The 16,045-nt window shown below is 67.6% G+C and carries 12 protein-coding genes; all 12 read left to right on the forward strand.

The genetic code is table 11. The features are described 5' to 3' along the window. Nucleotides 1-7 precede the first annotated feature (7 nt). Genes tssF through JQX08_RS21870 form a run of 12 tightly spaced genes read left to right on the forward strand, consistent with a single transcriptional unit; the run spans nt 8 to nt 16,031 of the window. Nucleotides 8-1,795, forward strand: coding sequence for a type VI secretion system baseplate subunit TssF (gene tssF / locus JQX08_RS21815; protein ID WP_205350557.1), 1,788 nt, complete (start codon nt 8-10; stop codon nt 1,793-1,795). Further along, nucleotides 1,759-2,766, forward strand: a complete 1,008-nt coding sequence (gene tssG, locus JQX08_RS21820; RefSeq protein WP_205350558.1) for a type VI secretion system baseplate subunit TssG — start codon at nt 1,759-1,761, stop codon at nt 2,764-2,766. The genes tssF and tssG overlap by 37 nt, the downstream gene beginning before the upstream one ends. 5 nt (nt 2,767-2,771) lie before the next feature. Next, nucleotides 2,772-5,324 (forward strand): type VI secretion system ATPase TssH, encoded by a 2,553-nt coding sequence (gene tssH / locus JQX08_RS21825; protein ID WP_205350559.1) that lies wholly within the window; start codon nt 2,772-2,774, stop codon nt 5,322-5,324. A 13-nt stretch (nt 5,325-5,337) separates the two neighbouring features. Next, nucleotides 5,338-6,849, forward strand: coding sequence for a sigma-54 interaction domain-containing protein (locus JQX08_RS21830; RefSeq protein WP_205350578.1), 1,512 nt, complete (start codon nt 5,338-5,340; stop codon nt 6,847-6,849). A 38-nt stretch (nt 6,850-6,887) separates the two neighbouring features. Then, nucleotides 6,888-7,013, forward strand: coding sequence for a type VI secretion protein (locus JQX08_RS21835; RefSeq protein WP_205350560.1), 126 nt, complete (start codon nt 6,888-6,890; stop codon nt 7,011-7,013). A gap of 27 nt (nt 7,014-7,040) precedes the next feature. After that, nucleotides 7,041-8,216, forward strand: coding sequence for a type VI secretion system-associated FHA domain protein TagH (gene tagH, locus JQX08_RS21840; protein ID WP_205350561.1), 1,176 nt, complete (start codon nt 7,041-7,043; stop codon nt 8,214-8,216). A gap of 5 nt (nt 8,217-8,221) precedes the next feature. Next, entirely contained in the window at nt 8,222-8,713 is a 492-nt protein-coding gene (gene tssJ, locus JQX08_RS21845; protein WP_205350562.1) for a type VI secretion system lipoprotein TssJ, read from the forward strand. After that, nucleotides 8,710-10,041, forward strand: coding sequence for a type VI secretion system baseplate subunit TssK (gene tssK, locus JQX08_RS21850; RefSeq protein ID WP_205350563.1), 1,332 nt, complete (start codon nt 8,710-8,712; stop codon nt 10,039-10,041). The genes tssJ and tssK overlap by 4 nt, the downstream gene beginning before the upstream one ends. Before the next feature lie 5 nt (nt 10,042-10,046). Next, entirely contained in the window at nt 10,047-10,907 is an 861-nt protein-coding gene (icmH, locus tag JQX08_RS21855) for a type IVB secretion system protein IcmH/DotU (protein WP_205350564.1), read from the forward strand. Nucleotides 10,908-10,924: 17 nt separating this feature from the next. Then, nucleotides 10,925-14,368: a type VI secretion system membrane subunit TssM gene (gene tssM, locus JQX08_RS21860; protein WP_205350565.1), complete on the forward strand. Its 3,444-nt coding sequence runs from the start codon at nt 10,925-10,927 to the stop codon at nt 14,366-14,368. Next, entirely contained in the window at nt 14,365-15,087 is a 723-nt protein-coding gene (locus tag JQX08_RS21865; RefSeq protein ID WP_205350566.1) for a PP2C family protein-serine/threonine phosphatase, read from the forward strand. Before tssM ends, JQX08_RS21865 begins: the two co-directional genes overlap by 4 nt. Beyond that, nucleotides 15,084-16,031, forward strand: coding sequence for a serine/threonine-protein kinase (locus tag JQX08_RS21870; protein WP_205350567.1), 948 nt, complete (start codon nt 15,084-15,086; stop codon nt 16,029-16,031). The genes JQX08_RS21865 and JQX08_RS21870 overlap by 4 nt, the downstream gene beginning before the upstream one ends. Nucleotides 16,032-16,045: the final 14 nt, after the last annotated feature.

The following is a 16,045-nucleotide window of genomic DNA, read 5'->3' on the forward strand; positions in this document are numbered from 1 at the left end:
GCCCGCAATGTCCTTCAACCGTTACTACCAGAGCGAACTCAGTGCCCTGCGCCAGCTCGGCAAGCGTTTCGCCGAACGTCATCCGACGCTGGCACCGTTTCTCGGCCAGAGCGGCCGCGACCCGGATGTGGAGCGCTTGCTGGAAGGCTTTGCCTTCCTCACCGGGCGCCTGCACCAGCGCCTCGATGACGAGCTGCCCGAGCTGACCCATTCGCTGATGCACCTGTTGTGGCCGAACTACATGCGCCCGCTGCCAGCGCTAAGCATGCTCGAATTCGATCCGCTGCGACGGCCCGGCCCGGCGCTGTGGGTGCCCCGCCACACGCCGGTCGAGTCGCGGGAGATCGCCGGCACCCGCTGCCGCTTCCGCACCGCGTACGCCACCGAGGTACTGCCGCTGGGCTTGACCGCGCTCGGCTACCAGGCACGCGCCGAAGGTGCCCTGCTCAGCGCCCGTCTGCACTTGACCGTCGAAGGCCACCTCGGCGAGCTGCGCCTGCAGCGCCTGCGCCTGCACCTGAGCGGCGAACGCCACATCAGCCAGACGCTGTATCTGAATCTGCTGCGCCATCTCGACCGCCTCGAGGCGCACCTGCTCGACGCCAGCGGCAACCCGCTGCGCGATGCCCATGGCACGCCACTGCCGGCGGTGCTGCTCGATCCCGCACAACTGCAACCGCTCGGATTCGCCGACGACGAAGCGCTGCTGCCCGGCCCGGCGAACAGCTTTGCCGGCTATCGGCTGCTGCAGGAGTACTTCGCCTTCCAGGACAAATACCTGTTCGTCGAACTCGGCGGGCTCGACGTCCTGCAACGCCTGCCCGCGGCCCAGCTGCAGCAGGCGCGCGGGCTTGAGTTGCGCTTCAGCCTGAGCAATTCGGGGCTGCAACGCCTGCAGCCGAGCCTCGACAACCTGCGCCTGCATTGCACCCCGGTGGTCAACCTGTTCAGCCACGACGCGCTGCCGATCCGTCTCGATCACCAGCGCGATCAGTACCGCGTGCTGCCGGCCGAACTGGAGCCGGCGCACTGCGGGGTGTTCTCGATCGATCAAGTCACCGGCTGGCAGCCGGGCGGCATGGGTTACCAGGCCTACGTGCCATTCGAATCGTTCCTGCATGCCAGTGCCCGCGATGGCCTGCCGACGCGGCACTACAGCGTGCGCCAACAGCCCTCGCTGCTCGACGGCAGCCTGGAAACCTACCTGCGCTTCGCGCCCGGCGACTGGTCGGCCCCGGAAACCCTGTCGATCGAGCTGACCTGCACAAATCAAAACCTGCCGCAGCAGCTGAGGCTCGGCGACATCTGCCAGGTCTGCGAAGGCACTCCCGATTCGCTGAGCTTCCGCAACATCAGCGCCGCCACACCCAGCTATGCACCCGCCCTGCAGCAAGACGTGCTGTGGAAGCTGATCAGCCATATGTCACTCAACTACCTGTCGCTGAACGACGTCGGCGGGCTGAAAGCCATCCTCGAAACCTACGACCTGCCGCGCTATCACGACCGCCAGGCGGCCCAGGCCAGTCAGCGCCTGCTCGATGGCCTGCGGCATATCCAGCAGCGCCCGGTAGACCGCCTGCTGCGCGGCCTGCCGATCCGCGGCATCCGCACCGAACTGAGCCTGGACAGCGACGGCTTCCGCAGCACCGGCGAGCTGTTTCTGTTCGCCTCGGTGCTCAACGAATTCTTTGCCCTCTACGTCAGCCTCAACGCCTATCACGAGCTGCACGCCCGCAGCAGCCAAGGAGATCTGTACCAATGGACACCGCGCCTGGGCCAGCAGCCCCTGCTGTGAGCCGCGCCGCGCCCGCGACGCATGGCGCCAGCCTGTACCAGCTGCTGCCGCGCCTGCTGACGACGTTGCGCGCCCGCCATCCTGAACTCGACGACGAGGCGCTGCAGCAACGCCTGGAGTTTCGCGCCAATCCCAGCCTGGGTTTTCCGGCACGCGACATCGCGCGGGTGGACTACCTCGAGGAGCAGGGCGAGTGTCGCGTGCAGCTGCGCCTCAACGTGCTCGGCCTGAGCGGTGGCGCCTCGCCGCTGCCGGGCTTCTACGCGAGCATGGCGCTGGGCGATGACGGTCAGCCGGTGCGCGCCTTTCTCGACCTGTTCAACGATCGGCTGCAACGCCTGCTGCTGCCGGTCTGGCGCAAGTATCGCTACCCGGCCTGCTTCCAGCCGGGCGCCCGCGACGCCTTCTCGCAGCGCCTGTTCGCCCTCGCCGGCGTCGCCGACCCGCGCCTGCGCGACACGTCCGCGCTGGACTGGCAGCGCCTGCTGCCTTACCTCGGCGTACTCGGCATGCGCGCACATTCGGCGAGCCTGATCACGACGCTGCTGCGTTACTACTTCGCCCATGCCGAGCTGCATGTCGAACCCTGCAGTGCCCGCCGGTTACGCATCGACCCGGGCCAGCGCAATCGCCTCGGCCAGGCCAATCATCGCCTCGGCGACAGTCTGGTCCTCGGCGCCACGCTGCGTGACCGCAGCGGCCGGTTTCGCATTCGCCTAGCGCAGCTGAGCTGGCCGCGCTTGCAGACCTTTCTCCCCGACGGAGCCGCTTACCGCCCCTTGCAGGCGCTGGTGCGCCTGCTGCTGCGCGATCCGCTCGAGCACGAGCTGCGTCTGGAACTGGCAGCCGGTGCGCTGCGCCCGCTGCGTCTGGATGGCGGTCGCGACTACCGCCTCGGCTGGACTACCTGGCTTGGCCCGGCAGTTATGACTGGCGGCGTCACCCTCGCCCCCCGGCCCCTTCAAGGATGAATGCCATGATCGATATTGACCTCCAGCAACTGGTCCAGGCCTTGGATGCCGAGACCCGCCAGCACCTGGAAAACGCCGCCGAACGCTGCGTGCAACGCGGAGGCGGCCAGGTGCTGATCGAAGACCTGCTGCTGACCCTGCTGCTCCAGCCGCAGGGCCTGCTGGCCCATGCGCTGGACCTGGCCGGTGTGGCCAGCGACGAGCTGGCGGCGAGCCTGCAACCGCGTCAGGAGCGCAGCGAATCGCGCAACCCGGTGCTCGCCCCGGCCCTGGTGCACTGGCTGCAGGATGCCTTGCTGCTCGCCCATTTCGAGTTGCGTCAGGCCCACGTCGACCCGCGCGCCCTGCTGCTGGTGCTGCTGCGCCAGCCGCTGCGCTATGTCGGCAATCGCTGTCAGGCGCTGCTCGGCCGGATCGACAGCGCGCACCTGCGCGAGCACAGCCGGCCGGCTGCAGATGCCGCCGCGCCGCCCGCCAGTGCTGACGGATCGGCGCTGGCGCGCTTTACGCATAGCTTCACCGCGCAGGCCCGTGCTGGCCAGCTCGACCCGGTGCTGTGCCGCGATGCGGCGATCCGCCAAATGATCGACATCCTCGCCCGGCGCCGGAAGAACAACCCGATCGTGGTCGGAGAGGCCGGCGTCGGCAAAACCGCGCTGGTCGAAGGCCTGGCCCTGCGCATCGTCAGTGGCGAGGTGCCCGATGGGCTCAGGGACGTCGAACTGCTCGGCCTCGACCTCGGCCTGCTGCAGGCCGGCGCCAGCCTCAAGGGCGAATTCGAACGCCGCCTGCAGGCGGTAATCGACGAGGTGCAGAGCTCACCGCAGCCGATCATCCTGTTCATCGACGAGGCGCATTGCCTGATCGGCGCCGGCAACTCGGCCGGTGCCTCGGATGCCGCCAACCTTCTCAAACCGGCATTGGCGCGCGGCGAGTTGCGCACCATCGCCGCCACCACCTGGCGCGAGTACCGCCAACACTTCGAGAAAGACCCGGCGCTGGCCCGGCGCTTCCAGGCGGTGCACCTGCACGAACCCAGCGTCGACGAGGCGGTCACCATTCTGCGCGGCCTGGCGCCACGCTACGCCGCGAGCCACGGCATCTACCTGCGCGACGATGCGGTGCGCGCCGCCGCCGAACTGTCCAGCCGCTACCTCAGCGGTCGCCAACTCCCCGACAAGGCGGTCGATGTGCTGGACACCGCCTGCGCGCGGGTGCGCACCAGCCTGGCCAGCGCACCGGCCAGCCTCGAGCGCCTGCGCGGCGACATCGCCGCCGCCGAGCGCCAGTGCCATGCGCAGCGCGCCGACCTGGCGCTCGGCCTGGCCATCGACACGCCGGCCCTGCAGGCACTCGAAGCGCAGCTGGCGAACAGTCGCGTCGACCTGCGCGTGCTGGAGCAGCGCTGGCACAGCCAACGGACGCAGGCCGAACGGCTGCTGACGCTGCGCCGGCAAGCGGCCGAAGGGCACGACGACACCGCTCGCGACGAACTGCAGCAGTTGCAGGCCGCCCTTGACGCCCTGCCTGGCGACGAGCGCCTGGTCGATCACGAAGTCTGCCCGCGGCTGGTCGCCGAAGTGCTGCATCAGTGGACGGGGGTGCCGCGCGAACAGCTGGCCGGCGAACACAACGCCCGGGTGATGGCCTTCGCCGCCGACCTGGCGCAGCGGGTGCGCGGCCAGCCCCAGGCGGTCAGCGCCCTCGACCAGGCGCTGCGCGCCAACGCTTGCGGGCTGAACACTGCCGAAGCGCCGGTCGGCGTATTCCTGCTGGTCGGCCCCAGCGGCGTGGGCAAGACCGAGACGGCCCGTGCGCTCGCCGACCTGCTGTACGGCGGCGAACAGTTCCTCACCACCCTGAACATGGGCGAGTTCCAGGAAAAGCACAGCGTCTCGCGCCTGATCGGTGCGCCGCCCGGGTATGTCGGTTACGGCGAGGGCGGCATGCTCACCGACGCGGTGCGGCGCAAACCCTACTCGGTGATCCTCCTCGACGAAGTCGAGAAGGCCGATCCCGAAGTGCTCAACCTGTTCTACCAGATCTTCGACCGCGGCAGCGCCAGCGACAGCGAGGGGCGGCCGGTCGATTTTCGCAACTGCCTGATCCTGCTCACCTCCAATCTCGCCAGCGATCGCCTCAGCGCGCTCTGCGCCGAGGGTCAACGGCCCAGCGCGGAAGCCCTCGAGCAGGCGATTCGCCCGCAGCTACTGGCGCATTTCAAGCCCGCCTTGCTGGCGCGCATGCGCGTGGTGCCCTACTACCCGGTCGACGACACGCTGCTGCAGGAACTGTTGGAACTCCGGCTGGCGCGCTTCGCCGCGCGCCTGGCGACCCGCCGGGTCGGCTTCAGCTACAGCGCCGCGCTGCTCGGCCAACTGAGCGAACGCTGCCGTCAGGGCGATGGCGGCGCCCGGCTAATCGACCAACTGCTCGAACGCCAGCTGCAACCGCCCATTGTCGATCGCCTGCTGCTGCAGCTGGCCGGCGGCGCGCCCCTGCGCCATGTGCACGCCACCCTGGATGGCGAAGGAGCCCTGATCTGTGAGTTCGCTTAATCAACTGCCGGCGCTGCTCGCCCAGGTCCCGCAACCGCTGCGCTACGCCGAAGCGCTGCTCGCGCGTTTCATCGAACTGGCCGCGGTCGAGCAGGCCGACGAGGTACTCAGCACCCTGCTGCAGTCCGCGGCCGCACTGTGTGCCTGCCCGTTGGCGCAGCTCTATCTGCTCGACGACAGCCACACGCAGCTGACCCTGGCCGGCCAGTGGCTGGATGGCCGCGCCACTTTGCACAGCGCGGCTCGACTGCCCAGCGACTACGCCGGCGATCAGTTGCTGCAGTACTGCCTGTGCCAGAACCAGCCGCTCAGCCTCGGCGAGCTGGTGCCTAGCCTGCACCCGGTCGACTTCCTGCCGACCGGTGCCCGTCCTTGGCGCAGCCTGCTCTGCCTGCCAGTCCGCACAGCGCAAGGCCAGATACGCGGGGTGCTGCTGTGCGCCGATCGTGGCCCGCAGGTACTCGACAGCTTCGCCGTCTCGCTCGGCCAGCTAGCCACCTTCGCCCTCGCGCGCTGGCACAACCTGCAGCAGCCCTGTCCAGCTGCGCGCCCGCCGGGCAGTGCCGCACCGCGCGCCGAGATGGCCAGCGACTATGGCCTGATCGGCGACAGCACGGCGATGCAGGCAATGTACCGGCTGATCGGCAAGGTGCTGCACAACCCCACCAGCGTGTTGCTCAGCGGCGAAACCGGTACTGGCAAGGAGCTGGTCGCCCGCGCCATTCACCGTCACGGCAGCCGCAGCAACCGCGCATTCATCGTGCAGAACTGCGCGGCGCTGCCGGAAAGCCTGCTGGAAAGCGAACTGTTCGGCTGCCGCAAGGGCGCGTTCACCGGCGCCGAGCGTGACCGCAAGGGGCTCTTCGATGCTGCCGACGGCGGCACGCTGTTCCTCGACGAGATTGGCGACATGCCGCTCAGCCTGCAGGCCAAGCTGCTGCGCGTGCTGCAGGAAGGCGAAGTGCGCCCGCTGGGCAGCAGCACCACGCATCGCGTCGACGTGCGCCTGATTGCCGCCACCCACCATGACCTGCGCGCGCTGGTCGAGCAAGGACGCTTCCGCGAAGACCTGTTCTATCGCCTGGCGGTATTCCCCATCGAGCTGCCGCCGCTGCGCACCCGCGAGCAGGACATCCTCAACCTGGCCCGGCACTTCGCCGAACAGGCCTGCGCTCAACTGCAGCGCAGCCCCTGTCGCTGGTCCGACGCCGCCCTCGCGCAGCTGGCCGGCTACCGCTTCCCCGGCAACGTGCGCGAGCTCAAGGGTCTGGTCGAACGCGCCGTGTTGCTCTGCGACGGCAACCGTTTGCTGCCCGAACACCTCAGCCTGCAGCCACGCCAGACAGCGGACGACGCACCGCAGAACCTGCGCGCCCGGCTCGAGCACGTCGAGCGCAACCTGCTGCTCGATTGCCTGCGCAGCAACCGCGGCAACCAGAGCCGCGCGGCCCGCGAGCTCGGTCTGCCCCGCCGCACCCTGCTGTACCGGATGAATCGCCTGCGCATTGCCCCCGGCGAAATCTGAGCGCGCCGGCCACCCCTTCACACCTTGAGGAATCATCGATGCCCCTCCGCTACCTCGCCGCCCTGCTCGCCCTGGCCTTGAGCCTGGCCGGCTGCGCGGCCAACTACCGCTACGACGACGCCGACTACCGCCCGCTCGGCGACCCGCAGGTGCTCAACCGCTAGGCCCCGTTCACAGGAGCAACAATCGCCATGGAATTGGTATTTGAGATCGTCAGCGCCCAGCAGTTCGTGCCGGGCCAGCAGGCGAGCAAGCGCTTCAAGCAGGCCGGCGGCAGCATCGGCCGCCACCCGGATTGCGACTGGCCGCTGCCCGATGCCAAGCGCGTCATTTCCGCCCGTCACGCACTGGTGAGTTTTCGCGAGGGCGCCTACTACCTCACCGACACCAGCAGCAACGGCACGCTGCGCAAGGGTGCGGCGCGTCTGCCCAAACAGCAGGCGCAGCGTATCGCCCATGGCGATACCTTCTGCCTGGGCGACTTCGAGATTCGCGCGCGCCTGGTGCAGGACCCCGCACGTTTCGATGGCGTCGTCGGCCTGCCGGTCGCCGCCGGCAGCCTGATTCCCGACGATGCCTTCCTCGACCTCGACCCGCTAGTCGCCCTGGATCAGCAGGCGCACGCTTACCTGGCACAGGTCGAGCCGCAGCCGGTCACATCCGCGCTCCAGCCGCACGACCACTTGGCCGTCGAGCTGCACCAGCTGCCGCTGCCCCAGCTGGTGGCCGCGGTGGCGGCTCCGGCGCCGCAACCGGCACGACCCGCCGCGCCTAATGCGAGCTTCTGGGAGGCTTTTGCCGGCGCCCTGGGTGTCCCCTTCGACACGCTCGATGCGCAACAGCGCGAGGCGCTGGCGCTGCAGGTCGCGCGGCTGTTGCGTCAGTGCATTGCCGGGCTGCAGCAAGGCCTGCACACGCGCGATGCGCTGAAGCGCGAGCTGCGCCTGCCGCTGGGCAGCCCGCCAGCCCCCGGCAGCACTGCGCTCCAGCACGCCGCCGACCCCGCCAGCGCCATGCACGCCATGCTCGGCCTCGATGGCCGGCAGCCGCTGGCCGCGGAGCAGATCCTGCGCAGCACCTTCCACGAGCTGCAGGCCCACCAGCTGGCACTGGTCGCCGCCAGCCAGGCCGCCGTCACGGCCGTGCTCGCGCAGTTCGCCCCAGAACAGCTGACGCAGCGCTTCGATGAGCAACACAAGCCGCTGCTGGCCACCGCCGGCAGCCGCTGGCGCGCTTATCGCCGCCTGCACCGGCGCCTGCAACGCGACGACGAGTGGCGCGAAGGCCTGCTCACCGGCGATTTCGCCCGTAGCTACGACGAGCAGGTGCGCCTGACCGCCACCCTCGACGCCACCCAACAAGGATGATGACCATGCGCCTGCTAACCGCCCCGCTGCTGTGCGGCCTGCTCGCCCTGAGCGGCTGCGCCGCCGTGCTGCCCTATTCCGAGCTGACCAAGCTCGACCTGTCGCTACGCGCCAGTGAACATCTCAACCCCGATCTGCACGGCCGTCCCTCGCCCATCGTGGTGCGGCTGATCGAGCTGAAACATCCGGTCGCCTTCGAGAATGCCGATTTCTTCGCGCTCTACCAGAACGCCAAGGAAACCCTGCTACGCGATCGCGTCGCCGAGGAAGAGCTAGAACTGCGCCCCGGTGCAACGCAACAGCTCAAACTCTCAGTGCAGCCGGGTAGCCGCTATGTCGGAGTGCTGGCGGCCTACCGCGATCTGCCGGAAGCGCGCTGGCGCTATGTGATCACCCTCGAACCGCGCATGCGCAACCGTAGCGACCTGCAGCTCGATGCCCTGGGCATCCAGCCCACAGATAGCGCCGCGACGCTGGCGGATGAGGTCAGCCGATGAGTCCGCGCAAAGTGGTATGGCAGGAAGGCATGCTGCTGCGCCCGCAGCATTTCCAGCAGCATGATCGCTATGTCGAACACCAGTTGTGCGCCCGCGTGCACAGCCTGCTGCGGCATGCCTGGGGTTTCGCCGAACTGCAACTGGATCGTCCCTGCCTGGCCCTCGGCAAGCTGCTGGTCAACCGCGCCAGCGGCCTGCTGCCGGACGGCACGCTGTTCACGATTGGCGCCGGTGACGCGCCGCTGGCCCTGGATATTCCGCCGCACACCCAGGACGCCACCGTTTACCTCTGCCTGGCCTTGGCTAGCGCCGAGCAGGTCGACACCCGCCGCGAGGAACAGCAGGAGCTGCGCGTGCGGTACGTGGCCACCGATCTCGAGGTGGCCGACGCCAACGCCGGCGAATCGAACAGCGGCATGATCAGCTGCGCCCACCTCGATCTGCGCCTGCAGCTCGGCGACACGCCGCAGGATGCCGGCCTGGTGCGCCTGCCGGTATGCCGGGTAGATAGCGTTAGCGCCGACGGGCGCGTACACCTCGACGAGCAGTACATTCCCAGCCTGCTCGACGTGCACGCCCATGTCGGGCTGCTCGCCCTGCTCAAGGAGGCCCTCGGCCTGCTCACCCAGCGCGGCGACTGCCTGGCCGAGCGGGTCCGCGCCTGCGCCGCGCCGGGCACCGCGGAGATGGGCGACTTCTTGCTGCTGCAGATGATCAACCGCTGCGAGCCGCAACTGCGCCACTGCCTCGAACAGCCGTCGCTGCACCCCGAGCAGCTCTACCGCGAGCTGCTGGCGGTGTTCGGCGAGCTGGCCACCTTCACCGGCGAGCAGCGCCGCCCACAGCTGCAGATTGGCTACCGACACGCCGATCTGGCCGCGTCGTTCGGACCGTTGATGGACGGTCTGCGCCTGGCGCTGTCGATGGTGCTCGAGCAGCACGCCATCGAATTGCCGCTGCAGACGCGCCAGTACGGCATTCAGGTCGCCCCGCTGTTCGATCACCGCCTGCTCGGCTCGGCAAGCTTCGTGCTCGCCGCCAGCGCGCAGGGTGATACGTCCATGCTCCGCCAGCGTCTGCCGTCCCAGCTGAAGATCGGCGCCGTGGAACGCATCCGCCAACTGGTCAACCTGCACCTGCCGGGCATCCGTCTGCAGCCATTGCCGGTGGCGCCGCGCCAGCTGCCCTACCACGCCGGGAAAAGCTACTTCGTGCTGCAACTTAGCGACGACGACCGTGCGCAGCTGGAGAGCTCCGGCGGCTTCGCCTTCCACCTGGCCGGGGACTGTCCCGGCCTCGAACTGAAATTTTGGGCCATCAGGGAATGACTGCCATGCACGACAGGGACTACCAGGACGACCGCACGGTGCTGCTCGACCCGGCGGACGCCGACCAGCCACGCCGCCCGCTCGGCGATGTCGCCGTGCCGCCGCGCTACGAACAACTCGAGGAGCGCATGCGCCTCGCCGCGCGCCTGCGCCCGGCGGAGTGCTTCAACTTCAGCCTCAACCCGCTGGTCGGCGCGGCCACCCCGTTGCTGGCGAGCCTGGTGCGCTTACGCCATGGCGCGGGCGACGAAACCCTCGACACGCTGCAGGAACGCCTGGTCGGTGAAGTGAAACAGTTCGAGTACCGCGCCCTGCAGGACGGTGGCGAGAACAGCCAGGTGCTCGCCGCTCGCTATGTGCTGTGCACGGTCCTCGACGAGGCAGTGAGTACCACCCCTTGGGGAGACGCCGGCGAATGGTCGCGGATGAGCCTGCTCAGCCGCTTCCACAACGAGACGTTCGGTGGCGAAAAGGTATTCCAGCTGCTCGAACGGCTGTCGGCCAACCCGCTCAAGCATCTGCCCATGCTCGAACTGCTCTACCTGTGCCTGGCGCTCGGCTTCGAGGGCAAGTACCGCGTGTTGTCACGCGGTGCGCAGGCGCTGGAGCTGCTCCGCGACGAGCTGTACCGCAGCATCCGCCAGCTGCGTGGCGAGGTGCCGCGCGAGCTGTCGCCGCATGGTTTGGGCTCGCCCGCGCGCGGTCAGCGCCTGGTGCGCATCGTGCCCTGGTGGCTGATCGGTCTGTTCACCCTGACCTGTCTGGCCAGCCTCTACGGGGTCTTCGCCTGGGTGCTCGGCGAACAGCGCGCCGCTGTGCTGCGGCCCTACCAAACCCTCGACGTGCCGCACGTCGCACCGCAGTGATGCAGGGATGAATTGATATGAAAGCCTCGTTTGCCGCCGTCACCGCAGTCCTCCGCAAGACCTGGGTGTGGAGCCTGGCGCTGGTCCTCTTTCTCGCGCTGCTGATCTGGTTCGGCGGGCCGCTGCTGGCCGTCGACGATGTCCGCTTCTGGGCCGACGCCGGCCACCGAGCACTGAGCATCTGTGCACTCAGCCTGATCTGGAGACTGAGCATGGTCTTCGCCAATGAACGCGCTCGCGTGCCCGCGAGCGATGATCACAGTGCGCCGCCACTGCAGCGCGGCACAGCGCTGATCGCCGCGGAACAGCGCGAATTGCGCCGCCGCTTCGGCCACGCGCTGCGCACCTTGCGTCGCTCGCGGCTGTACCGCGACCGCAGCGCGCACCAGCGCAGCCAGTTGCCCTGGTACCTGCTACTCGGCCCCAGCGGCGCGGGTAAAACCAGTCTGCTTTCCTGCGCGGGCCTCAAGCTGCCGTTAAATGATCGCGGCTCTCGCGCTCCCACCGATGCCAGCGAGCTGGAGTGCGCAGAGTGGTACTTCGCCGATCACGCAGTGCTGCTGGATACTCCCGGTCGCTACCTGAGCCAACCGGATAATCGTGGCGATGCGCGCGCCTGGCTGCATCTGCTCGGTCTGCTGCGCAAACGCCGTGCCCGACCGCTGAACGGCGTGCTGCTGACCGTGCCGCTTGAGTGCCTGCTCAGCGATGACCCTCGCACGCTGGACACACTCGCTCGGCAGATCCGCCAGCGGCTGCAGGAGCTGTATCGTCAGCTGGCGGTGGAGCTGCCGATCTATCTGCTGCTGACCAAGACCGATAGCCTGCCGGGCTTCGACGCCTACTTTGGCGGCCTGTCGCGCGACGAACGCGAGCAGGTGTTCGGCGCCAGCTTTGGCAAAGGCCAGGACGGCACCGATGCTCAGGTGATCCGCGAAGAGTTCGAGGCGCTGCTGCACCGCCTGCACAGCCAACTGATTCAGCGCCTGCATCAGGAACGCGACCTGCAGCGGCGCGGCCAACTGGTCGATTTCCCGCAGCAGCTCAGCCGCATCGGTGAGCATCTCGGCCTGCTGGTCGAACAGGCCTTAGCGAGCAATAGCTACCAGCACAGCGGTCACCTGCGCGGCTTCTACCTGACCAGCGCCGCGCCGCTGCCGGAAAGCAGCGCGCTGGCCGGGCAGCAGGACACCGGCCAACCACGCTTCATCCACCAACTGCTGAGCCGGGTGATCTTCCCGGAAGCTGAACTGGCCGGCCTCGAGCGCAGCGCAGCCCGGCGCATCGGCTGGAGCCAGCGCGCGCTGTATGCGCTGGCTTGCTGCAGTCTGCTGGCCTGCGGCGGCCTGTGGGCCAACGGCTTCATGGCCAACCAGCTGCGCTTTGAGCAGCTGCGCGAGATCACCGGCCAGCTTCAGCAACACCGTGAGGGGCTCGGCGCGCAGCATGATCTGCGCGCCATCGTCCCGCCGCTCGACAGCAGCTATGCCGCCACCCAGGTGTTCCCCCCGGCGGCGGCCGTACCCACCCTGCTGCGCAGTGGTCTGTATCAGGCGCAAGCGGTCAACCCCACGTTGCTCGACGCCTATCACCATGATCTCGAGCATCTGTTGCTGCCACACCTGGCCCAGCAGCTGGAAGGCCAACTGCGCAGCAGCCTGGACGATCGCGATCAGCTACTGGGCAACCTGCGCGCCTACCTGATGCTCGGCGTCGCGCAGCAGCGTGACCCGAGCTTCCTGCGCGCCTGGCTGGACGAGACCTGGAGCCAGCACTATGTCGGCAATGCCAAGCTGCAGCGACGCCTCGACGCGCACCTGCAACGTCTGCTGGCCCTGCCGTTCGCGCCCTACCCACTCGATGCCCAGCTGGTCGCGCAGGCGCGCGATGCCCTGCGCCGGCAACCGCTCGCCGAAGTGGTGTACCAACGCCTGCGCGATCAGGCGCGCAACCTGCCGGACTATCGCCTGGCTGACCGATTGGGCGCCCAGGCAGCAATCTTCAGCGGCACCGACTTCGTGATTCCCGGCTTCTATACCCAGCGCGGTTATCTGCAGATGCTCGTCGCCCAAAGTGGCGAGGTGATGCAGAACGTGTTGCAGGACAACTGGGTGTTCGGCAGCGACGACAGCCTTGGAGGAGCCGATCTGACACGCCTGCAGCGCGATGTCGAGCAACTCTACTTCCGCGACTACGCCGACCTATGGGGACAGGCCATTAACGCGCTGGCGCTGGAGCCGATTGGCAGCGCCGAACAGGGTGCCGAACAGCTAGCCGCGTTGAGCGCCGCCAACTCGCCGCTACTCACCCTGCTCGAGGAGGTGCGCAGCAATACGCGCTTCCCGGGTACGGAGGTGCTGGCCAGCGCCGCGACGCCGGCCGGCAATGTGCTGTCCACTGCAGTCGCCGAACAGGTGAAGAAGTTGGTCAGCTCCGGCGGAAGCAATAGCCCGCGTGCGGCCGTGCAACGGCGCTTCGCGCCGCTTCACCAACTGCTCGATGAGGCCGGTAGCCCGAGCGTCACCCTCAGCGCCGTGCTGCAGAACCTCGACGCCGTACAACAGCAACTGGCCGCGTTGGGCCGGGCCAGCGCCCCTGAGCAGGCCGCCTTCGACCTGGCGAAAGCGCGCATGGGTGGTGCACGCGACGGCTTGAGCCAACTACGCAGCAGCGCGCAGCGTCTGCCGCAACCCGTGGCCGGCTGGCTCGGCCTGCAGGCGGAAGACAGTTGGATGCTGATCCTCAACGAGGCGCATCGCTTCATCGCGCAGCGCTACCAGAGCGAGCTGTATGGCAACTATCGCGGAGCGATCAAGCAACGCTATCCGTTCAGTGCGCACAGCGACAGCGAGGTCGCCATCGCTGATTTCCGCGAGTTCTTTAAGCACCAGGGCGCCGTCGACCGCTTCTTCGCTGACTACCTGCAACCCTTTGTCAGCGACAGCCGCGGCGCGTACCAGGTGCGTCAGCTCGAAGGCCACGCACTGCCGCTGTCACGCGAACTGCTGGTGCAGATCAGCCGCGCCAATGCGATTCAGCGCGGCTTCTTCGCCGAGAATCCGGCCGAGCCGTTGGTGCTCTTCGAGCTAGAGCCGTACTCCCTGGACTCCAGCCTGGCACGCGCGGACTTCCGCTTTGGCGAGCAGCGTCTCGAGTACCGCCATGGGCCGATCGTGCAGACCGCATTCCGCTGGCCGGCGGCCTCGGGCGAGGGTCGCTCGAGCCTGGTGGTCGATGACCTTAACGGACGCAAGCTCGGCATCGAGAAGAACAGCGGACCTTGGTCGCTGTTTCGCCTTCTCGATCTGATGGAGACCCAATCTCACAGTGGTCGCGATGTGCTGATGGTCAAGGCTAATCTCGCCGGGCTGCACGCCAACTTCTTGCTGCACAGCCAGCGCGCGCCGAATCCCTTCGATCTCACTGCGCTACGCCATTTCAAGCTGCCGGCGGCACTATGAATGGGCTCTGGCGTAGCAGTGCGCGCACCGCCGTAGGTAATGTGCGCCACCGCAACGAAGACGCCGTGCTCGATCGACCTGAGCATGGAGTCTGGGCAGTGGCAGATGGTCTTGGTGGCCATCAGCAGGGCGATCTGGCCAGTCGATTGGTTGTCGAACATCTGGCGGTGTTGCCGCATTGCGCGGACCTGGATGAGCGCGTGAGCCGGGCGCAGGATTGCCTGCAACGCCTCAACCGGCATCTCACCCAGGAGCTGACCCTGAGCGCCGGTCAGCAACCGGCAGTGATTGGTAGCACAGTGGTCGCGCTCTTCGCCGATGCGGGACGCGGCATCTGCCTATGGGCCGGCGACAGCCGCTGTTATCTGCGGCGCAACGGCCACCTTTATCAGCTCTCCAAGGATCATTCGCTCGCACAGCAACTCGTCGACCAGCAACAGCTCAGCGCCAGCGCAGCAGCCGACTACCCAGGCGCCGGCGGGCTGCTCCGCGCCATCGGTGCGACTCCGGAACTGCAGCTTGAGCGCTGCGAGTTCGCCATCTATCCCGGCGATGCCTTGTTGCTGTGCAGCGACGGTCTTTATCAGGAGCTGACACAGTACGAATTGAGCGCAGCATTACAGCAGCCAACCCCGCAGCAAGCCGTGCGGCTCATGTTCGACGCGGTACTCGCCGGCGAGGCGCGTGACAACATCGGTGCGGTGGTGATTCATCGATGACTCCAGAGCCTCCAGTGCCTAGCAATCAGAACCTCACCTATTTGGCCTTCGCCAATACGGGGCACGATGCCGCCAAGCCTCGCGCCAATGAAAGTATCCGAGCGCTTCCCGAGCTGCTCTGTGGACGTTATCGAATCGATCGCCTGCTCGGCCTCGGCGGTATGGGGGCGGTTTACCAAGCGCGCGATCTGCTGCGCGAACAGTTTGGTGAGCCAGAACCCTACGTGGCCCTGAAGGTCCTCAATGAGGAGCTGCTCGCGTATCCCGACGCCAACCGGCTGCTTCATCGCGAGTTCGCTTTGCTCAGCCGCCTGCGCCACCAGCACGTGGTGCGACCCTTAGGTTTTGAGATCGACCCGAGCAGCGAGCGCGGCTTCTTGACGCTGGAGTTGCTCAAGGGCCACACACTTGACCAGCTGCTCGACGAGCATCCAGAGGGATTGCCGTGGCCCGCACTCCAGGAGGTGGCTCTGCCGTTGTTGGACGCGCTGCAGCATGCTCACGCACAAGGTGTACTGCATGGCGATATCAAACCCAGCAATGTCATGTGCTCCGAGCACGGCATATGCCTATTTGATTTCGGCCTGGGCAGCGCATCGAGCAAGCTTCGCCGCGTCTGCGGCAAACCACTTGCAGCTTGGACGCCCCGTTATGCGGCCCCGGAGCTATTCGAGGGCGCCTCACTCGGCTGCACCGCAGATATTTACGCAGTCAGTTGCCTGCTCTACCAGTTGAGCCGTGGCTGGCTGCCGTACCGACAGCTCAATGCCAAGCAAGCTCGTGCGATGCAATTGCAGCCAGACGTGCCGCCCGGCTTACCACGCGCCGTGTGGCGGGCGCTGCGCAGCGGCCTGGCTTTCGAGCAGGAGAAACGCTGCTCGCTGGGTGAGTTGTTGGGCACTTTCGCAGCAAAGCCTCGCGGACGCTGGTACCCACGCTGGTAAGCGGCGAGCAAAAC

It is taken from the genome of Zestomonas insulae, from assembly GCF_016901015.1.
Lineage (GTDB): Bacteria > Pseudomonadota > Gammaproteobacteria > Pseudomonadales > Pseudomonadaceae > Aquipseudomonas > Aquipseudomonas insulae.